Here is a 19,545-nt window from a genome sequence, read left to right on the forward strand (position 1 = left end):
TTATGAAAGTTGAGTCTTTAATCAGAACTGATAAAGAGGATTGGAGCAAACTATATCATGGCTATGCTAACTTTTATAAAATGCCAATGAATAGTGATATTCTTGATACAGTTTGGGATTGGATCTTTAACCCTGATATTAAATTTTATGCGATAGGTGTTAAGTCAGAACAAGAAGAATTGATTGGCTTTATGCATTTTAGAGAAATGCCATCACCCTTAAGAGGCAAACTTGTTGGGTTCTTGGACGACCTGTTTGTTCGTCCTGATTTTAGAGGCTCTGGGGCAGTTCAATTGTTATTTAAAGATTTAAAGTTGCAAGCTCAAAAGAATGGATGGCCTTATGTGAGATGGATAACTGCCAGTGATAATCAAAGAGCAAGAGCCGTGTATGATCAAATTTCCGAAACAATTGATTTTGTTACTTATCAGATGCATACCCAATAACTTTTCAATTATTAGATTAACCTGTTGGCACATCAATTGTATTCCTTTGGCTCCATATTTAATCTTTGACTATAACTAATCTTATTTACAATCATTTTTATAAAATCTAGAGATTATTTATGAAACTTGGTGAAATAATTGATCATTATTCAGAGCCATCTCATCCCAAAGGTATAACAATTGAAGGGAATATGGTGACCTTGAAACCATTAGTTGCCAATCAATTTGCAGAGGAGCTTTTTCTATCCAACTCAATAGATATTGAAGGAGATAATTGGACTTATCTGCCGTATGGACCCTTTAAAAGTGAATTAGAATATGCAAGCTGGATAAAATCTTTTGAAGAAGGCAGTGACCCAGTATTTTTTGCTATTGTGAGCAAAAAACTAAAAAAAGCCATAGGTATTGCGAGCTATTTGAGAGTTAATCAGGACGCTGGGTCAATTGAAGTTGGACATATTAATTACTCTCCACTATTACAAAAAACGACAGAAGCTACAGAAGCAATGTACTTAATGATGAAGTGGGCATTTGAAAATGGTTATAGGCGTTATGAATGGAAGTGTAATTCGCTTAATTTAAGATCTCGTGCCGCAGCTCAAAGATTGGGTTTCTCATATGAAGGAGTCTTCAGGCAGATGGCTATTGTTAAAGGGAGGAATAGAGATACGGCATGGTTCGCAATGATTGATAAAGAGTGGAACAGTATTGAAAAATGTTTTACTCAATTTTTATCTGAAAGCAATTTTGATGAGAATGACAAACCAAATTTATCTTTAAGGTCTCTAACAAAGCCATTACTCTATAAGCTGGACAACTTAGATCTATCCTAAATGGTGGTCTACCCTCTAGGGTGGTGTTTTTGATGCTGCATTTTTAGTTGCGCATTCTGAATGTGAGTGTAGAGTTGAGTGCTTGAAATGTCGCTATGACCGAGCATTAATTGAACTGAACGTAAATCAGCTCCCTTCTGAACAAGGTGAGTTGCAAATGCATGCCTTAAAGAGTGCGGTGATATTGGTTTATTGATGCCTGCCGTTGCAGCGTAGCCTTTGATGATATAAAAGAAATTTTGTCTTGACATCGCGCTACCCCGATTAGATAAAAAATAGCTATCACATTGACCATTTTTCAAAAGTAAAGCTCTTGAATTCCTTTCATATTGGTCAAGAAAATCAATAGCCACCTCTCCTAATGGCAGCATTCTTTCTTTGTTTCCTTTTCCATGGACACGGACAAACTCCTCTTTGAGATTTAAATTATGATAACTCAAGCTGATTAACTCTGAAACTCTTAATCCACAGGAATAAAGAAGCTCAAGCATTGCACGATCCCTTTGGCCATATATAGAATTTGTATTAGGAGATTCTATTAATTTTTCAACTTCTTGTATGTTTAAAAAAATAGGTAGTTTTTTTTCCAACTTAGGATAATCCATTTGTTCAGTTGGATCATTAGACATCTTTTGATTGTTTAACAAGTACTGAAAAAATGAGTGAAGGCAGGTAAGAATTCGAGACCGAGACGCAGCACTAAGATTTGACTTTTTCCTATAAGAGAAATAGTCATGCACTAATTTTTTATCAACACTGGTGAATGGTTTTTGATTAAGCCATTTATTAAAAATCTTAAGATCAGAGCGATAAGCACTTAATGTATTTTTACTAGCACCACTAGTTAGCCAGTAATAATCGATAAATTGATCAATGAGATTATTGTTCATTAACAATCATTCTACTTAAGAATTTAAAGATTGGATAAAAAAAATGCCAGTAAAAACTGGCATTTATCTATTCAATGAATTATTTCTTTTTGAGTTTCTCTTTAATTCTAGCAGCCTTACCTGTAAGTCCACGTAAATAATAGAGTTTTGCTTGACGAACTTTACCACTTCGCTTGACTGAAACGCTGTCAATCATTGATGAGTGTGTTTGAAAAACTCTCTCTACGCCTTCACCATGTGAAATTTTTCGTACAGTAAATGCAGAATTTAACCCTCTATTTTTCTTTGCGATGACGACGCCCTCAAAGGCCTGTAATCTTTCGCGAGTCCCTTCACGAACCTTTACCTGAACAACAACTGTATCACCTGGAAAAAACTCAGGGATATCAGATCTAAGTTGCTCACTTTCAATTTGATCAATTAAATTCACGATTGCACCTATTTGGGGTTTCTGAAAAAAGCGCTAATTATACATATTTTTTCTTTCTTACACAAGAAGCAAAGAGCTTTTAAATAGATCTTATTGATTTTATTTTTTAAATGTTTTAACCATAATATGAGATAATCTCAATGAATAAAAATAAAAGCAATCAATGGGAAAAGCAACAGGTTTTTTAGAGTTAGACAGGCAGGTTGAGTCATATCGTGAAGTGGATATCCGCATCAATGATTATGATGAGATTTTTTCTGGCAATCACAACTTAGATCAACTCCAAGAGCAAGGCTCAAGGTGTATGGATTGTGGCGTCCCTTTTTGTCAGTCCTCAACTGGCTGCCCAATAGATAATTTAATACCTGAGTGGAATGATCTCGTTTACAACAATGAATGGCAAGAGGCTTTAGAGCGTCTTGAAAAAACTAATAACTTCCCTGAGTTTACTGGGAGGGTTTGTCCAGCTCCATGTGAGGGTTCATGTGTACTAGGTCTTAATAACCCAGCTGTTACAATTAAAAATATTGAGTTAGCTATTGTTGACAAGGGTTTTGAAGAGGGCTGGATTAAACCTAAACTTATTGAATCAAGAACAGATAAAAAAGTTGCCGTGGTTGGTTCTGGACCTGCTGGTCTCGCAGCCGCTGATGAGCTTAATCAAATGGGGCATTCTGTTATGGTCTATGAACGAAGTGATCGTATTGGTGGTCTTTTGATGTACGGTATCCCAAATATGAAATTGGGTAAGGATGTTGTTGATCGACGTGTTGATTTATTAATGCAAGAGGGTGTTGAGTTTATGACTAATACTGACGTTGGTAAAGATATTTCAACAGATGAGCTGCAAAATAATTTTGATGCGGTCGTTTTTACAACTGGAGCCACAAAGGCAAGAGATCTTCCAGCTGAAAACAGAAATGCCAAAGGGATTTATCCAGCAATGGATTATCTAACTTCAAATACTAAAAGTCTTCTTGACAATGGCATTGCTGACGAAAGCCAACTTTCAGCAAAAGGAAAGAATGTTATTGTCATTGGCGGCGGTGATACTGGAACAGATTGTATTGGCACGTCACTCAGACAAGGCGCTAAATCGATTATAAATTTTGAGTTAATGAGTCAGCCCCCAGAGCATCGTTCAGATACAAATCCATGGCCAGAATGGCCAGTGATTTTCCGTGTGGATTATGGTCATGAGGAGTCTAATAAAGTATTTGGGAATGATCCAAGGCGATACCAGCTTCTAACAAAAGCATTTTTAAAAGATAGTAATGGTGATGTTAAGGGAATCAAAACAATTAATGTTGATTTTGTAGATGGAAAATTAACTGAAATCGATGGTACTGAGAAAACCTGGGATGCTGAGTTGGTGCTTTTATCCATGGGATTCCTATCCCCAGAGCACTATCTGAGTGACGATGCTAATATTGAGCTAGACGAGAGAGGCAACTACCAGTCTGAGCATGGTGAGTTCAGTACTTCAAGAAAAGGCGTTTTTTCTGCTGGAGATTGTCGAAGAGGTCAATCACTCGTTGTATGGGCAATTAATGAAGGTCGTGGTGTCGCAAATAGTGTCAATAGTTTTCTTTTAAATTCTTAAAGGTTCGATCGTAGGTATGGCTGAAATATTGGGTGTTGAAGTTGATGAAGAGGGTTACTTGCTTAATGTAAGTGACTGGACGCGTGAGATAGCAAATGCTATGTCTGAAGAGGATGGTATAGAGCTCTCACCAGAGCACTGGGAGGTCATTAATTTCCTTCAAGATTATTATAAGGAGTATGAATTTGCCCCTGCTGTTAGAGTTCTTACAAAAGCTATTGCAAAAAAACTTGGAAATGATAAAGGCAATTCACGTTATCTATATTCACTTTTTCCATATGGTCCTGCAAAGCAAGGTTGTCGATTCGCTGGCTTACCAAAACCAACTGGCTGCGTTTGAGGAAAGATTGGCGGCTTTAAGAATAAATGACCTCCAATTTAATAAGAGGTAAAGTCATATGTCGTTGATAAGTATTCTTTTTACGTTCTTTTTTTATTTCTCTGCACTCATCTTTGTAGTCGGTGTTTCTTATAAATTAGTGCAGTATTGGAATACTCCAGCTCCTCTTAAGATACCTATCGCACCAGCCTCATTAAATAAATCTGGAGTTATCTTAAGGTATTTGAAAGAGATTTTTTTATTTTCAAGTCTTTACAAATCAAACAAGTGGACTTGGCTTTTTGGATGGAGTTTTCATTTTGCACTCGTCCTTCTTTTTTTTCGTCATTTACCTTACTTTTGGCCAGGAGAGGTCCCTCTGGTACTTTATAAAACTGAGGTCTTTAAATATTCGTCCTACCTGCTATTTTTTGGCTTGGTTGGATTATTAAGTCGAAGATTATTTGTTGATAGGGTCAGATATATTTCCTCTCCTTCCGACTATCTCATGCTTTTGGTTTTGATCTTTATTACTGCTACTGGAATGTTAATGACTTTTGGTAATAATCATCCAAACATGTTATTAGTAACTAATTTTGCAAGTGGTTTGATTACTTTTAATTGGTCTGAACTCCCAAAAGAAATGATTTTTATGGCCCATATATTCCCTGTCTTTTGCCTCATTGCAATTTTCCCTATTTCTAAACTCCTTCATGGTCCAGGAATATTTTTTTCACCTACATTCAATCAGGTGGATAATGCACGTAAAAAAAGACATATATCTAATTGGGCATTAAAAAAGGAACAAGGTTCAAAAATAGATATTGAAAACAATAATGATAAGACATAATAATTTTGACTAACGATAACCCAATAAAGCTTCCCACATACCTTGAGGTGCCAGCGATTAAGAAAGACTCAATGGCAGGTAATGGGCCATTTAAGGCGAGCAAGGATATTCAACAGAGTTTAGGTTTTCCTGGAGAAAAAGTGGATAACTGGCAACAAGTAGCCATTGATAAAATCGCTGAAACCAAGTCTAAATATCGGTCAGTCCAAGTTTTCCTAGACGCCTGTGTAAAGTGTGGAGCTTGCACAGACAAATGTCATTATTATCTAGGGACTGCAGATCCAAAAAATATGCCTGTTGCAAGGCAAGATCTTTTTCGAAGCGTTTACAGAAGACACTTTACTTTTGCAGGCAAGTATTTTCCAAAATTAGTTGGCGCTAAAGATTTTGATGAAAATATGCTTGATGATTGGTACAACTATTTTCATCAATGTTCACAGTGCCGAAGATGCGCTGTTTACTGTCCCTTAGGAATAGATACAGCTGAAATTTCTATGGCTGCTCGTGAAGTAATGAATGTCATTGGAGTTGGTCAAAAATACCCTAATCAAATTTTAGGAAAGATTAATAAAATTGGAAACAATTTAGGAATGCCTGAACCTGCATTGAGAGATACACTTGAAGACCTTGAAGATGAGATCAAAGATGAGACTGGAGTGAATGTTAAACTTCCCTTAGATATTAAAGACTCTGAAGTTTTAATGGTAACTCCTTCAGCGGATTTTTTCGCTGAACCCCACATTGATGGACTTATTGGCTATGCCAAAGTGTTTCATGAGAGTGGCGTGAGTTGGACATTAAGCTCTTACGCTTCTGAGGCGGCAAACTTTGGAATGTTTATAGGAAACTATGACGTAATGAGGCAAGGCGCCTTGAGGATTCGTAAAGCTGCGATTGATTTAAATGTAAAGCGAGTCATAGTTGGAGAGTGTGGACATGCCTGGCGTGTTGCTTATAGTTTTTGGAATACTCTTACAGGTATTGGTGAAGGGGGAATTGATGAATATTCATCAAGACTTCAAAAGCAACTTGATAGTAATTATCCGCAGCCTCAACATATGGTTGAATTTACATATGACTTAATTCAAAAAAACAAACTATCCTTTGAGAAATCTAGAAATGACCATCGAATAGTTACCTTTCATGACTCCTGTAATGTTGCTCGAGGTAGCAATATGGGGGATATTAAAAATGGACAATTTATCTTGCCCAGAGAAGTCATTAAGGCGGCCTGCAATAATTTTGTAGAGATGCCTAAGAATACTATCAAATCCTCCGCTTTTTGTTGTGGCGGCGGCGGCGGACTTTTAACGGATGACCTTATGGATTTGAGAATAAAGGGGGCCAAGCCAAGAATGCACGCTCTAAAGCAGACTGAGCAAGAAAGTGGAGTAAACACCCTGGCTGCGATCTGTGCTATCTGTAAATCACAGTTTTCTAAAGTCCTCCCTAATTACGATTTTGACCCATACATGATTGTGAGTGTGCATCAGCTCGTTAGTGAGGCTATTGTGTTAAATAAAAGCTCAGATACTGAAGCATAGATTTCTATAAGGTACTGTAATATTTCAAAATGCCTTGATAGATTGACTGTGCAATTTTAGTTTGCTGCTTACTGTTGGTGAGTCTCTTTTCCTGAGTTGGATTCGATATAAAGGCAGTTTCGACTAATACCGATGGAATTTGAGGAGACTTCAGCACAACAAAGTTAGCTTTCTGAGGAACTTTTTTATGAATTGGTCCAATTTTTTCAAGTTGCTTTATTATCTCGTTTGCAAGATTAAATGATTGCATGTCACGATCCTTTCTTGAAAAATCCTTCAAAATATTTTTGAGAAACTGGTCACTATCAATAACCGATTCGACTCCTCCAAATTGATCAACTACGTTTTGAGATGTTTCCAACTGTTTTGCCAATTTACTATTATTCCCTTTCTCGCTTAATGTATAAACAGAGGCGCCTTTAGCAACAGGACTTTCGACAGCATCCGCATGAATAGAAATAAACATTGTTGCCTTTTCTTTTTGAGCGATTGTAATTCTTTTTGTTAGTGGAACATAATAATCACCACTTCTAGTTAAAACTGCCTTCAAATTATTATTTTTATTAATGATTGCCACTAATTTTTTAGCAATAGCCAGGTTGACATCTTTCTCTTTAGATCTGTTTTTTCCAATTGCGCCTGAATCTTCCCCGCCATGACCAGCATCGACAAGAATAATTTTTTGATTTTGAATAGGCGAAACTACATCAGGCTTTGTAATTTTTTTTGTTATTTTGAGCTCTGAATCGATAACATCTACTACCAATCGATGGTACTTGTATTTTGCATTTGGCTTTAAAGTGAAGTGCTTAGTGCTAAATTTATTATTAATATGAACAATTAATTTAATAGTTTCTTTATCGCGTTTGATTCTAACTTTTTTTATACGAGAGTCTTTAAAGAAGAGATTTGAAAAAGTTTCAGATAAAACCTCAGCATCATCAAAACTTATAACGAGGTAATCATCAAAACTTTTGATATTAAAAAGTGTGTCCTCTTCTTTATCAATAACGATTCGAGTATGGTCTGGCGCAGACCAGTATCTAAAGTCATATAGTGTCGTTTTATCATCTGCAAGCGAGAAAGCAGAATAAACAATAAAAAATAAACTTATCCAATAGCGCATTCTTTTATAGATTGACCTAAATCAGTTTGAAATGTTATTTTGGCATTTCTTTTATTTCCATTGCCACTTAATTCAATTGAAATATCTGATTTTGCTAGTACGCCTTTTCCTAGCTCTGGCCATTCAATAAGCTGAAGGCATCTAGGCTTGAGATATTCACGTATTCCGATATATTCTAATTCCTCTGGGTCTGTCAATCGATAGCAATCAAAGTGATGAATATCAACATTTTCATTTTGATAACTCTCAACAAGGGTGTAAGTTGGGCTTTTTACTTTGATGAAGCCAAAGTACTTAATAAAGTTTTGAGCTAAAGTCGTTTTTCCGACACCAAGATCACCAATCAAATATATGACACAAGGATATTCAAGATTTGAGCAGCACTCTGCGAGTTTTTCACCCAGCGCTTTTGTATCATCAAGATTTTTTAATATTAAATCCAAACTAATTGGTATAGATAGCTGGCCAGAATCGTCAGTAAAATTAAACCTCCAAACCGGTTTATTCTTAACTTCAAAGAGAAGATAAGAATCAACAAAGTAAAGATAAGCATATAAATATAGTCTCTACTCATGACTTCTGAAGGGATTTGAAAGGGAAGGATTAAGCCTGGAATGGCTAAAACACCTAATGAATTAAATAAATTAGAGCCAATAATATTGCCAATAATCATTTGATGCTGTTTTTTTAATGCACTACTAATGGCAACTGCTAGTTCTGGCAAGCTTGTGCCCAATGCAACCACTGTTAATCCAATAATCAAGTCGCTCACTCCAAAAGCTAGTGCAAGATTTGTACCGCCCCAAACAACAAGCCTGGCGCTTGATACTAGTATTACTAAAGATATGATTAGAAGAAGCCAAGTTTTACCTTTGGATTGGTCCTTAATTGTGTCTTCAGAGGCTTCATTTTCAAGGTTATTGTCTTTTTTTGACTCATTGAAAACATAATATAAAAATAGCAGAAGTAGTATTAGTAGAATGGAGCCATCGATAAAACTTAAAAAGCCGTCCATTAGCAAAAACCCAATCACTAAGGTGGATAAAAATAGAAATAGCCATTCTTTTTTTAAGACATTTTTTTCTACAATTACTGGATGGATAATTGCAGCAACTGCGAGTACTAAGCCAATATTAAAAATGTTTGAGCCAAATGCATTTCCAATACTTAATTCAGGGTGACCATCATAAGCAGCAAGTCCAGAGACTAACATCTCTGGTGCTGAGGTACCAAAACCAAAGATCAATAAGCCAATAATTAGTGGTGAAATGTTAAATATTCTGGCTATTTTAGCGCCATTATCTGTAAATGCATCAGCACTCCAAACAAGTAAGGTGAAACCAATTAAAAGAGATAGGACTGAGATAAGCATAGTAATGTTAAAAATAATTTAAAGTTTATTATAGAGTCATCGAAGTTTGATTTTAATAAACACGTTTGTATTAATCTTCAAATACTGCAGATCGATATTGATAAACACTAGATTTCTAAAGTCAAATATCTATAATAAATGAATGATCCTCATTACAAGACCCGTTTCTCAAACTAAAAACTTAGAGTTGCTTCTAAATAAAAGAAATATTGATTATGCTTTGTTTCCTGCTTTTGAGATCATCAAAATTCAGACTGCAGCTCCTGTTGAAAAATATGATATTATTATTTTTATAAGTGTCAATGCAGTTAGTTATGCAGAAGAGCACTTTGATGAATTATTCAGTGATTCTTCTAAAGTTTTTGCAGTTGGGCCAGCAACGGCAAATCAATTGTTAAAGAAAAATATTGCAGTTGATTGTTTTCCAAAAGAGAATGCATCAAGTCAAGAACTTTTAAAAATCAAAGAATGTTCAGAGCTATCGAATAGAAAAATATTAATTGTTAGAGGAAAGGGTGGGTCAGAAACTTTAAAAAATTATTTGAGTTCATCTAACCAAGTAGATTATCTAGAAGTTTATGAGAGAATTCCATGCAAACTGAGCAAAATTCATAAGGAGTCTTTAGTATCATTTGTAAATCACCCTGATGGAGTATCAATGGCAACTAGTAATGAGAGTCTAGTCAATATCATTCAGCTAGTTTCAAGTGCTTCTTCAAAATATTTAGATATTTTAAAGTCAAGAAGAATGATTGTTTTTAGTGAGCGAATTAAATCCACAGCAAAAAAATTAGGGTTTACAAAAATTGAAGTTACGCAAAACCCCTCTGATGCAGATTTTGTTGAAATTTTATTTAATAAAAAGTTTTAAAAAAATGCACAAATATAAATTGTTTGGGTAACATATACAAAACTATATCAGGAGTTCAGGTGATTAGATTTGGAATTTCATGGGTGGCACGTCTGCTAGGAGTTAGTGGCTTTACTGTCCAACAACCGACAACCCGCGGCTCTCTTCAAGATCTAAATATTTCTGAACGAATCATCCCTTTCAATCCAAGTAACTTAGCTTTTGACGAATCTCATTTGAAAAGTGATTCTGAAGCGACAAAGCACTTAAAACGGTTTCAAGATACTCAGTTGAAGTTGAAAAGAGATGCAGAGCTACCAGATGATAGCAATGATCAAGATTTAGTTTCTGTAATAGCTACTTTGAAATCTAAGTTATATCAAGAATCTATCAAAAGTAAGCACTATACAAATGCTTTTAATGAGCTTAATGAAAGGCTAATTGAGCTTGAAAATATCGTACAGCCAGAAAAGAAAACAGATTTTCAAAAACTACAAGGCTGGGTTCACTCAAAAAGACATTTCCACTAATCTTTCATTCTTAAGTTTTTCTTTCTACCCATAAAATACTTCAATTCAGTTTGAATTTTTTTATGAGTGCTCACCTAATATCAATATTACAATTGGCGTCAAATAACTAATTAGGTATAATATTACTTGGTTTTTTAATTAATATAAATATGTCAAAAAGTGATTACATTGAGTTAGAAGGTGTCGTAAAGGAAAAGTTACCCAACACAACATTTAAAGTTGAGTTGGAAAATGGCCATAGCGTTCTTGCTCATATCTCAGGGAAGATTCGTAAACACTATATACGCATATTACCTGGCGATAAGGTAACTGTCGAAATGACTCCTTATGATTTGACCAAAGGTAGAATTACTTTCAGACATAAATAAACCTGATAAGCCAGTGTGGTGGAATTGGTAGACACGCCGGATTCAAAATCCGGTTCCTTCACGGGAGTGACGGTTCGAGCCCGTCCACTGGTACCATTTATGAATTATTGAGTAATTCATATATAAAATAAAAATTAACATTCTTTCACTAGGATTTTAAAATGGATAACAACCTGCTAAGTGATGCAATAACTTTGACCATGTTTGGCATGGGATTTGTTTTTGTATTTTTAGCATTGATGGTTGTTGTTACAAACCTAATGTCAAAGTTCGTAACAAAAATTCAGCCTTCAATTAATGTTTCTGCATCTATAGACTCTGAATCTTCAATGGAAATTGATGAAAAGACAAGAGCTATCATAGAGGCAGCAATAAAAATGCATATACAGAGATAAATCATGTCAACAAAAGAAAATAATAAACCTGTTCAAATTACTGAGTTAGTGCTCCGAGATGGCCACCAGTCGCTCTTTGCAACAAGAATGCGAATTGATGATATGCTCCCAATAGCAGAAAAATTAGATCAGATTGGCTACTGGTCAATGGAATCTTGGGGTGGGGCAACTTTTGATGCTTGTATTCGTTTTCTTGGAGAAGATCCATGGGAAAGAATTCGTGAGATCAAGAAAGTTATGCCTAATACGCCTCAGCAGATGCTTTTAAGAGCTCAAAATTTGCTTGGTTACAGACACTACAGTGATGACGTGGTTAGAAAGTTTGTTGATCGTTGTGCAGAGAATGGGGTTGGCGTATTAAGAATATTTGATGCAATGAATGATACGCGCAATCTTAAGACCGCCATTGATCAAACGGTCAAGACAGGCGCACATGCTCAGGGAACAATATCCTATACAGTCAGTCCTGTTCATACTACCGAGCTTTGGATTGATATGGCAAAAGAAATCGAAGATATGGGCGCCCATTCTTTGTGTATCAAAGATATGGCTGGCTTACTTCAGCCTTATGTTGCTTTTGATCTTGTTAAAAAGTTAAAAAAAGCTATTGATATTCCTATTCAGCTTCATGCACATGCAACTACAGGCCTTTCTACTGCATGTATTATTAAGGCTGTTGAGGCTGGGATTGACCGAGTAGATACGTGTATTGGCTCAATGAGCATGACTTATAGTCACTCTGCGACAAATTCTGTAGTCTCAATCCTTGAGGCTAGCCCAAGAAAAACTGGCTTAGATTTAAATAAGCTTGAGGAAATTGATCAGTACTTTAAGCCAATAAGAACCAAGTACGCAAAGTTTGAAGGCTCTCTTAAGGGTGTTGACTCAAGAATTTTGACATCTCAGGTGCCCGGTGGAATGCTCACCAATATGGAAGGTCAATTAAAAGAACAAAACGCACTAGATAAGATGGATGAGGTTTTATTAGAAATTCCTCGTGTCAGAAAAGATCTTGGATATATTCCACTTGTCACTCCAACTTCACAAATCGTAGGCACTCAATCTGTGCTCAATGTCCTGACAGGAGAGAGATATAAAACAATCACTAAAGAGTCGGCAGGCATATTGAAAGGTGAGTATGGAAAAGCCCCAGCACCCGTTAATGAAGAATTACAAGAAAGAGTATTGGAGGGTTCTAAGGCTATTACATGCCGACCAGCAGATAATATTGAGCCTGAGCTAGGCGTTTTAGAGTCTGAGTTTGATAAGATTGTTTCTGAGAAAGGTATCAGGGTTGCTGATCAGAAAATTGATGATTTAATGACTTACGCACTTTTCCCGCAAGTTGGAATAAAATTTTTAGAGAATAGAGATAATCCAGACTTTTTTGAACCAGTGCCTGTTGCTGAAACTGAATCCTCAAAAGATCAAAAAAATGAAGGAATCTATACTGTTTCATTTAAAGGACAGTCGTACACTGTTAATGTATCTGCAGGAGGAACTATAACTTCGATGGGGTCCTCTTCAGATCAATCTACTCAGAGTTCCGAAAGTTCAGATGACGAATCAAAAGCTCCACTTGCAAAAGGAAAAGAAGATATTTCTGCGCCTCTTTCAGGAACCATATGGAAGACTCTTGTCACTCCAAACCAGAGTGTTAAGAAAGGTGATACCTTAATTGTTCTGGAGGCCATGAAAATGGAAACTGAAATAAAAGCAACATGTTCAGGTGTTGTGGTTAGTGTCGATGTTAAAGAGGGTGATTCAGTTACTGTTGGTCAACTTCTTCTTTCTTTGGGTTAGATATGGATCAATTCAGTCTTCTTTGGACAAACACAGGGCTTTATCAGATGAGCTGGGGGCAAGGCTTAATGCTTTTAGTTGGCATCTTGTTGATTTACTTAGCCATTGTTAAAAAGTTTGAGCCACTTTTACTTCTTCCAATTGGTTTTGGAGCACTACTAAGTAATATTCCAGGGGCTAACTTGGCTTTAGATGGGGGCATTTTGCATCTTTTTTACATGGTTGGAATTGAGTCAGGCGCTTTTCCACTAATTATTTTTATGGGTGTTGGTGCAATGACAGATTTTGGTCCTCTCCTTGCAAATCCAAAAACATTACTTCTAGGAGCCGCTGCTCAGTTTGGTATTTTTGCTACTTTGCTAGGCGCTGTTGGATTATCAGTTATTGGTATTTTTGACTTTAATTTAAAGCAAGCTGCTGCCATTGGAATTATTGGTGGTGCAGATGGCCCGACCTCAATTTATGTGGCATCGATACTTGCACCAGAGCTACTTGGTGCTATTGCTGTGGCATCATATTCTTATATGGCACTCGTACCATTGATTCAGCCACCTATTATGAGAGCGTTTACAAATGAAAATGAAAGAAAAATTAAAATGGTGCAGTTGAGGGAGGTTTCAAAGGCTGAAAAAATAGTTTTTCCAATCATCCTTCTTTTATTAGTTGCTCTTCTTTTGCCAGCAGCAGCTCCTCTTTTGGGAATGTTTGCCTTTGGTAATTTAATGAAGGAGTCTGGCGTTGTTGATCGTCTTAGCGATACAACTCAGAACGCTATGATTAATATTGTGACTATATTTCTGGGTCTTGCAGTAGGTTCTAAACTGATGGCGGATAAATTTCTTCAATTAGATACATTGGGTATTTTGTTGTTAGGGTTGGTTGCATTCTCAATAGGAACAATGTGCGGCTTATTAATGGCAAAACTAATGAATGTCTTTAGTAAAAATAAAATTAATCCTTTGATTGGGTCCGCTGGCGTTTCTGCAGTTCCAATGGCCGCTAGAGTCTCTAACAAAGTTGGCCTTGAGTCTGACTCAAATAATTTTTTACTGATGCACGCAATGGGTCCAAACGTTGCAGGCGTAATTGGCTCAGCAATTGCAGCTGGAATAATGATTCAGTTTTTAGCCTAGTTCTATAAGTTTTTTTTACTTTGCCGTTATACTTCAATAAGCCTTTGATTACTTAACTCTAGCTTTCTGTCCATCATATTGGCGATACTCAAATCATGCGTGACAATCAAAAGCGCAGTTCTTTTGCTATCATTAAGCTCAATAATTAAATCTAAAACATCCTTGGCATTATTGGCATCCAGGTTCCCAGTAGGCTCGTCCGCTAATAGACAGGCAGGTTCTGAAATCATAGCTCTTGCAATAGCCACCCTTTGTCTTTCTCCACCTGATAATTGAGATGGTTTATGCTTTAGGCGTTTTTCAAGCCCAACTTTCTTTAATATATCTTCAGCTAATTTAACTGCTTCTCTCTTGTCAATACCTTTAATCAATAAAGGTAAGGAAACATTATAGAGTGAGGAGAAATCATTCAGTAAATGATGAAATTGATAAACAAAGCCTAAATTCTTAGAGCGCAACTCTGTTCTATCTTTTTCATTTAGCTTCGCTATATTTGAGTTGTTAATCAATACATCACCTGTGGACGATTTATCTAATCCAGCAATCAAATTAAGTAGTGTAGATTTCCCACATCCTGATTGACCAATAATTGCAACCTTTTCACCCGGTTTAACCTCAAAATTTAAGTTATCTAATACCGTAGTTTTGTTTTCACCCTCGGAATACGAGAAGCATAAAGATCGACATTCAATAATGTTACTCATGTCTTAGCACCTCAGAAATGTTTACTTTTCCAGCTCGTCTGGCAGGGTAGATTGATGCAAGAATGACTAATATAAATGCCCCAAAGACTATACTCAAGATATCACTCAGAAGAATTTTGGATGGAAATCGATTAATATAAAAGACATCCTTAGGAAAAAATTGAAACCCAATAATGCTCTCAATTCCAGAGATAACTGATTCAATGTTAAGAGCCAAGAGCAACCCAAGACCGGTGCCGACTGTAATTCCAATCAAACCAATGCTTATACCCTGATAAAAAAATATTTTCACAATGCGTCTTGGCGTCATTCCAATAGTCCTTAGAATGGCAATATCCGATTTTTTGTCGGTAACAACCATAACCATCATAGAGACAATATTAAATGCTGCTACAGCAATGATCAGAGAGAGAATAATTGCAATCATTTGCTTTTCTAGGTTTAATGCCCTAATAAAGTGTTTTTGTTGCTGCATCCAGTCAACACCATAGTGCCCATCTCCTAATGAGCCAACAACTTTATCTGTAATTGCATTTGCCTCAAATAAATCATTAACCTTGAGACGTATGCCAGAAACTTTATTGCCCAAGCCAAAAAGATCTTGAGCATCATAAAGATGAATAAATGCTAAACCATTATTGTAGTCATTTAATCCAGCATTAAAAATACCACTAACACTAAATGTTTGAGAAATTGGAACAAGGGTACCAAGGGAGTTTCTAGCAGGCGCAATAAGGGTAATCTTACCACCAATACCAGTTTCCATGAGTGTTGCTAAACCAACACCCAGTAGAACTGAGGACTCGTCTTCATTTAAACTAAGAGAGCCATATTTAATGTCATCCAGAAGAGCAGAAGTGGAGGGCTCTTGATCTATAAGTATTCCTCTAATGCTAACACCCTGTGAAGCACTTTTTGAGGTCATTAGAGCAAACTCTTCTACAAAGGGAGAGGATGCTAAAACACTATCCTGAGAGTCAATCTTTTTTTGGAGATCACCCCAATTTTCAAGAGTATCATCTGAGCCTGTAATATAAGAATGAGAGATTGTATTTAAAACCCTGTTGGTTAATTCTTCATGGAAACCATTCATTACAGACATGACAGTAATTAATGACATAACAGCTAAGATTAGGCCAACCATTGAAACACCAGAAATAAAAGAAACAAAGCCTTTTTTTCTGCTTGATCGCAAATATTTGTTAGAAATATGAAATTCAACACTCATGATCGGAATATTTTGTCATAATAAATGTTTTAAAGGTAATTAAAGTTATCAAATGTTAAGTAATCAAAGTTTTATAAACCATAATAAGTTTGGCTTGATTAACTTTATGCTTCTTCCTTTTTCTGCTATTTTTTTTATTTTGTCATCCATTCGATTATGGCTCTATAAGTTCAGAATTCTAAAAATAAATGATGCATCTTTGCCAGTCATAGTGGTCGGAAATATAACAGTCGGCGGAACAGGAAAAACGCCGATTGTCATTTCTATTGTTAATTATTTAGAGTCTCAGAATAAAAAAGTAGGGGTTGTCTCAAGAGGCTATGGCGGCAAATATTCTCAAGATTCCTTAGAGGTTAACGTGACCAGCGACCCAGTACAATGTGGAGATGAGCCCTTATTGATTAAACAACAGACCAAAGTGCCAGTTGTAGTAGCAAAAAAAAGAACTAAAGCAATTGATTTTTTAATTAAGAAGTATGCATTGGATGTTATTGTCAGTGATGATGGCCTTCAGCACTATTCTATGGGCCGTGATATTGAAATTGCTGTGATAGATGGCCATAGTCGTTTGGGTAATGGTTTTTTCCTACCAGCTGGCCCCCTTAGAGAAGCTAAAAGTAGACTCAATTCAGTGGATTTTATCATTAATAATGGCTCTCATTTTCAGGGTGAGGTTTCAAGTGAAATTGAACCACATGAATATATAAACATACTTACTAATGAAGTTAAGGGGCTTGAATATTTTAAAGGAAAAAAATGTTATGCAGTTGCTGGAATTAGTAAGCCAGATAATTTCTTCTCTATACTTCAGAAAAATGGCGTCAAATTAATTCCCAAAGCCTTCCCAGACCATTATGCTTTTTCTGAAAAGGATCTGGCTTTTAACGAAAATTATCCTATCATAATGACCTCAAAGGATTGTGTAAAATGTGTTTTATTTGCAACTGAACAAATGTGGTATTTGTCTGTAAGTGCAAAAATTAATTCTAATTTTTATCAGCAATTGGAGTCTAAGTTTTGATTGATAATGATTTGTTAAAAATGTTAGTTTGCCCCCAAAGTAAAGCGCCTTTAAAGTTTGAGGAGGGTGAGTTAGTATGCGAAAAGAGTGGACTGGCTTATCCAATTATTGATGGAATTCCGATACTTCTTGTAGAGGAATCCAGAAAAATAGACTCTAAGAAATAATGGGCTTTTCCGTTATTATTCCTGCTAGGTATGCATCAAGTCGTCTTCCGGCAAAGATGCTAAAAGAGATTAATGGAAAATCGCTTATAGAGCATACTTATTCTAATGCAATTAAAAGTGATGCGAGTCGCGTCATTATTGCTACTGATGATGAAAGGATAAAAACTGTTGCAGAAGGTTTTGGAGCAGAAGTGTGCATGACAAATGATAGCCATACTTCAGGAACTTCCAGGATAGCTGAAGCTGTATCGTTTTTAAACTTCCAGGATGATGATGTGATTGTTAATTTGCAAGGTGATGAGCCTATGATGAGTCCAAGTGCAATCAATCAGGTAGCATTAAATCTGGTTAGTTCTGGAATGAGTGTTGCTACTTTGTGTGAAACAATTGATACTGAGGATGCATACTTTGATGAGAATTGTGTGAAAGTTGTATATAATTCGCGCGGCAGAGCAATGTATTTCTCTAGATCTCCGGTACCTGCTTTCAGGGATGGCCAAAACATTAATTTAGATTTATGTTTTAGGCATATCGGTTTATACTCCTATCGAGCAAATTTTTTAAAAGATTACAGTAATATGCCTATATCAAGACTAGAGACGGCTGAAAAATTGGAGCAACTTACTTTCCTGATGGAAGGATTTGATATCCATGTTGACGTTTCATTTGCTTCAACGGGATACGGTGTTGACACAGAAAGTGATTTAATAAAAGTTAAAAAGGAATTAAAAAAATGAATATTATTGATGGTAAAGAGATTGCAAAAAACTTACGTCTTAAGATTGCTGACGAGGTTAAAGCTCTTAAGCGTCCTCCGGGACTTGCAGTCATCCTGGTAGGCGAAGATCCTGCTTCAGCTGTCTATGTTAGGAATAAAGAGCTGGCATGTAAACAGGCAGGATTCTTTTCAGATAAAATTATAAAGTCAGAGAACATTACTGAAGAACAGTTATTAGAGGAAGTAGAACGCCTTAATAATAATCCTCATATTGACGGTATCCTTGTGCAGCTTCCGTTGCCAAGTCATATTAATGCAAACAAGGTGATCGAGCACATCTCCCCCTTTAAGGATGTAGATGGCTTTCATAGTGAGAATATTGGCAAATTAATGCAGAATAAGTCTCACTTAAGACCTTGTACACCAAAGGGTGTGATGACCATGCTTGATTCAGTTAATTGCAAAGTTGAAGGAATGAATTGTGTTGTTATTGGTGCCTCAAATATTGTAGGAAGACCAATGGCTATGGAGCTTCTCAATGCAAGAGGCACGGTCACAATATGTAATAGTAAAACTAAAGATCTGGCTGATAAGGTGAGACAAGCAGATATTGTTGTTGTGGGTGTTGGTAGGCCTCAAATGGTCAAAGGAGACTGGATTAAAGAGGGCGCAATTGTAATTGATGTTGGAATTAATAGACTAGAAGATGGGTCTCTTGTAGGAGATGCAGATTTTGATGCAATTAAAGATATTGCTGGAGGAATAACCCCTGTTCCTGGTGGCGTAGGTCCAATGACTATAGCCACTCTTCTTGAAAATACTTTAATCGCCTACAAGCAAAATTTATGAGAATTTTTCTAAAATTTCTAAGAGAAGGCTCTGGAAGGTTACTAATCTTTATTGATTGGGTGTTTAGACCATCAATCATTAAACGAAGTGATGAAGAGCAGATGATTGTAGATCAGAAAACTGAATCTTTAAAATTGTATGAGTTTTATGCGTGCCCTTTTTGTGTCAAGACTCGAAGAGCAATCAAGCGCTTAAATCTAAAAATTGAGACTAGAAATGCACAAGAGGGTAGCTACAGAACAGAGCTTGAATCAAGTGGCGGAAAGATACAGGTTCCATGCCTTCAAATTAGTCAAGATGGAGAGGTAAGCTGGCTCTACGAGTCAAACGATATTATTGGTTATCTGGACAAAAATTTTTAACTAA

The 19,545-nt window shown here is 36.2% G+C and carries 24 protein-coding genes and 1 tRNA gene; 18 read left to right on the forward strand and 7 right to left on the reverse strand.

The genetic code is table 11. The features are described from left to right. The first annotated feature begins 2 nt into the window (after window positions 1-2). The gene (locus AC5YGB_RS02000) at window positions 3-446 is read left to right on the forward strand and encodes a GNAT family N-acetyltransferase (RefSeq protein WP_496137615.1); all 444 of its coding nucleotides are present in this window, start codon (window positions 3-5) and stop codon (window positions 444-446) included. 119 nt (window positions 447-565) lie between these two features. Further along, window positions 566-1,279, forward strand: coding sequence for a GNAT family N-acetyltransferase (locus AC5YGB_RS02005; protein ID WP_496137616.1), 714 nt, complete (start codon window positions 566-568; stop codon window positions 1,277-1,279). An 8-nt stretch (window positions 1,280-1,287) separates the two neighbouring features. Here AC5YGB_RS02005 and xerD read toward each other — a convergent pair whose 3' ends face one another. After that, window positions 1,288-2,169, reverse strand: coding sequence for a site-specific tyrosine recombinase XerD (gene xerD / locus AC5YGB_RS02010; RefSeq protein WP_496137617.1), 882 nt, complete (start codon window positions 2,167-2,169; stop codon window positions 1,288-1,290). Between the two features lie 79 nt (window positions 2,170-2,248). Then, complete coding sequence (gene rplS, locus AC5YGB_RS02015) at window positions 2,249-2,599, reverse strand: 50S ribosomal protein L19 (RefSeq protein WP_020024242.1); 351 nt, start codon at window positions 2,597-2,599, stop codon at window positions 2,249-2,251. A 163-nt stretch (window positions 2,600-2,762) separates the two neighbouring features. Between rplS and AC5YGB_RS02020 the strand changes: the two genes are divergently transcribed. The 4 genes from AC5YGB_RS02020 to dsrK are packed head-to-tail and all read left to right on the forward strand — an operon-like array spanning window position 2,763 to window position 6,915. Beyond that, entirely contained in the window at window positions 2,763-4,202 is a 1,440-nt protein-coding gene (locus AC5YGB_RS02020; protein WP_496137618.1) for a glutamate synthase small subunit, read from the forward strand. Between the two features lie 16 nt (window positions 4,203-4,218). After that, the gene (locus AC5YGB_RS02025; protein ID WP_496137619.1) at window positions 4,219-4,542 is read left to right on the forward strand and encodes a TusE/DsrC/DsvC family sulfur relay protein; all 324 of its coding nucleotides are present in this window, start codon (window positions 4,219-4,221) and stop codon (window positions 4,540-4,542) included. A 58-nt stretch (window positions 4,543-4,600) separates the two neighbouring features. After that, window positions 4,601-5,371: a respiratory nitrate reductase subunit gamma gene (locus tag AC5YGB_RS02030; RefSeq protein WP_496137620.1), complete on the forward strand. Its 771-nt coding sequence runs from the start codon at window positions 4,601-4,603 to the stop codon at window positions 5,369-5,371. Between the two features lie 5 nt (window positions 5,372-5,376). Next, window positions 5,377-6,915, forward strand: coding sequence for a sulfate reduction electron transfer complex DsrMKJOP subunit DsrK (gene dsrK, locus AC5YGB_RS02035; protein WP_496137621.1), 1,539 nt, complete (start codon window positions 5,377-5,379; stop codon window positions 6,913-6,915). Window positions 6,916-6,919: 4 nt separating this feature from the next. Here the strand turns inward: dsrK and AC5YGB_RS02040 are convergent, their stop codons facing one another. From AC5YGB_RS02040 to AC5YGB_RS02050, 3 genes are read right to left on the reverse strand one after another with little or no spacing between them, the layout of a single operon-like run. After that, entirely contained in the window at window positions 6,920-8,041 is a 1,122-nt protein-coding gene (locus AC5YGB_RS02040; protein WP_496137622.1) for an N-acetylmuramoyl-L-alanine amidase, read from the reverse strand. Further along, window positions 8,026-8,484, reverse strand: coding sequence for a tRNA (adenosine(37)-N6)-threonylcarbamoyltransferase complex ATPase subunit type 1 TsaE (gene tsaE / locus AC5YGB_RS02045; protein ID WP_496137624.1), 459 nt, complete (start codon window positions 8,482-8,484; stop codon window positions 8,026-8,028). The genes AC5YGB_RS02040 and tsaE overlap by 16 nt, the downstream gene beginning before the upstream one ends. After that, complete coding sequence (locus AC5YGB_RS02050; protein ID WP_496137625.1) at window positions 8,475-9,413, reverse strand: calcium/sodium antiporter; 939 nt, start codon at window positions 9,411-9,413, stop codon at window positions 8,475-8,477. The genes tsaE and AC5YGB_RS02050 overlap by 10 nt, the downstream gene beginning before the upstream one ends. Window positions 9,414-9,555: 142 nt before the next feature. On the opposite strand from AC5YGB_RS02050, the gene AC5YGB_RS02055 reads away from it, so the two are divergent. From AC5YGB_RS02055 to AC5YGB_RS02085, 7 genes are all read left to right on the forward strand, one after another. Continuing rightward, a complete protein-coding gene (locus AC5YGB_RS02055; RefSeq protein WP_496137626.1) occupies window positions 9,556-10,284 on the forward strand; it encodes a uroporphyrinogen-III synthase in 729 nt (242 codons plus the stop codon). A gap of 59 nt (window positions 10,285-10,343) precedes the next feature. Beyond that, the gene (locus AC5YGB_RS02060) at window positions 10,344-10,793 is read left to right on the forward strand and encodes a hypothetical protein (RefSeq protein ID WP_496137627.1); all 450 of its coding nucleotides are present in this window, start codon (window positions 10,344-10,346) and stop codon (window positions 10,791-10,793) included. Window positions 10,794-10,942: 149 nt separating this feature from the next. Next, window positions 10,943-11,161: a translation initiation factor IF-1 gene (gene infA, locus AC5YGB_RS02065; RefSeq protein WP_018402165.1), complete on the forward strand. Its 219-nt coding sequence runs from the start codon at window positions 10,943-10,945 to the stop codon at window positions 11,159-11,161. Window positions 11,162-11,170: 9 nt separating this feature from the next. Beyond that, window positions 11,171-11,257: transfer RNA gene (locus AC5YGB_RS02070), tRNA-Leu, on the forward strand. 65 nt (window positions 11,258-11,322) lie between these two features. After that, window positions 11,323-11,556 (forward strand): OadG family transporter subunit, encoded by a 234-nt coding sequence (locus AC5YGB_RS02075; protein WP_496137628.1) that lies wholly within the window; start codon window positions 11,323-11,325, stop codon window positions 11,554-11,556. A 3-nt stretch (window positions 11,557-11,559) separates the two neighbouring features. Continuing rightward, complete coding sequence (oadA, locus tag AC5YGB_RS02080) at window positions 11,560-13,359, forward strand: sodium-extruding oxaloacetate decarboxylase subunit alpha (protein ID WP_496137629.1); 1,800 nt, start codon at window positions 11,560-11,562, stop codon at window positions 13,357-13,359. A gap of 2 nt (window positions 13,360-13,361) precedes the next feature. Continuing rightward, window positions 13,362-14,492 (forward strand): sodium ion-translocating decarboxylase subunit beta, encoded by a 1,131-nt coding sequence (locus AC5YGB_RS02085; protein WP_053820462.1) that lies wholly within the window; start codon window positions 13,362-13,364, stop codon window positions 14,490-14,492. Window positions 14,493-14,518: 26 nt separating this feature from the next. Here the strand turns inward: AC5YGB_RS02085 and AC5YGB_RS02090 are convergent, their stop codons facing one another. Together AC5YGB_RS02090 and AC5YGB_RS02095 are read right to left on the reverse strand one after the other, a co-directional pair. After that, window positions 14,519-15,196 (reverse strand): ATP-binding cassette domain-containing protein, encoded by a 678-nt coding sequence (locus tag AC5YGB_RS02090; protein WP_496137630.1) that lies wholly within the window; start codon window positions 15,194-15,196, stop codon window positions 14,519-14,521. Next, on the reverse strand, window positions 15,189-16,424 hold the full coding sequence (locus AC5YGB_RS02095) for a lipoprotein-releasing ABC transporter permease subunit (protein ID WP_496137631.1): 1,236 nt from the start codon (window positions 16,422-16,424) through the stop codon (window positions 15,189-15,191). Before AC5YGB_RS02095 ends, AC5YGB_RS02090 begins: the two co-directional genes overlap by 8 nt. Window positions 16,425-16,476: 52 nt before the next feature. Here AC5YGB_RS02095 and lpxK point away from each other — a divergent pair, with 52 nt between their 5' ends. The 5 genes from lpxK to AC5YGB_RS02120 are packed head-to-tail and all read left to right on the forward strand — an operon-like array spanning window position 16,477 to window position 19,541. Beyond that, complete coding sequence (gene lpxK / locus AC5YGB_RS02100) at window positions 16,477-17,445, forward strand: tetraacyldisaccharide 4'-kinase (protein ID WP_496137632.1); 969 nt, start codon at window positions 16,477-16,479, stop codon at window positions 17,443-17,445. Further along, on the forward strand, window positions 17,442-17,612 hold the full coding sequence (locus AC5YGB_RS02105) for a Trm112 family protein (RefSeq protein ID WP_496137633.1): 171 nt from the start codon (window positions 17,442-17,444) through the stop codon (window positions 17,610-17,612). Before lpxK ends, AC5YGB_RS02105 begins: the two co-directional genes overlap by 4 nt. Further along, window positions 17,612-18,349 (forward strand): 3-deoxy-manno-octulosonate cytidylyltransferase, encoded by a 738-nt coding sequence (gene kdsB, locus AC5YGB_RS02110; RefSeq protein WP_496137634.1) that lies wholly within the window; start codon window positions 17,612-17,614, stop codon window positions 18,347-18,349. The genes AC5YGB_RS02105 and kdsB overlap by 1 nt, the downstream gene beginning before the upstream one ends. After that, window positions 18,346-19,179 carry a bifunctional methylenetetrahydrofolate dehydrogenase/methenyltetrahydrofolate cyclohydrolase FolD gene (folD, locus tag AC5YGB_RS02115; RefSeq protein WP_496137635.1) on the forward strand — a complete coding sequence of 278 codons (834 nt, stop codon included), beginning with the start codon at window positions 18,346-18,348 and terminating at the stop codon, window positions 19,177-19,179. The genes kdsB and folD overlap by 4 nt, the downstream gene beginning before the upstream one ends. Then, the gene (locus tag AC5YGB_RS02120; protein WP_496137636.1) at window positions 19,176-19,541 is read left to right on the forward strand and encodes a glutathione S-transferase N-terminal domain-containing protein; all 366 of its coding nucleotides are present in this window, start codon (window positions 19,176-19,178) and stop codon (window positions 19,539-19,541) included. The genes folD and AC5YGB_RS02120 overlap by 4 nt, the downstream gene beginning before the upstream one ends. Window positions 19,542-19,545 lie beyond the last annotated feature (4 nt).

It is taken from the genome of Candidatus Pseudothioglobus sp. uisw_142, assembly GCF_059512465.1.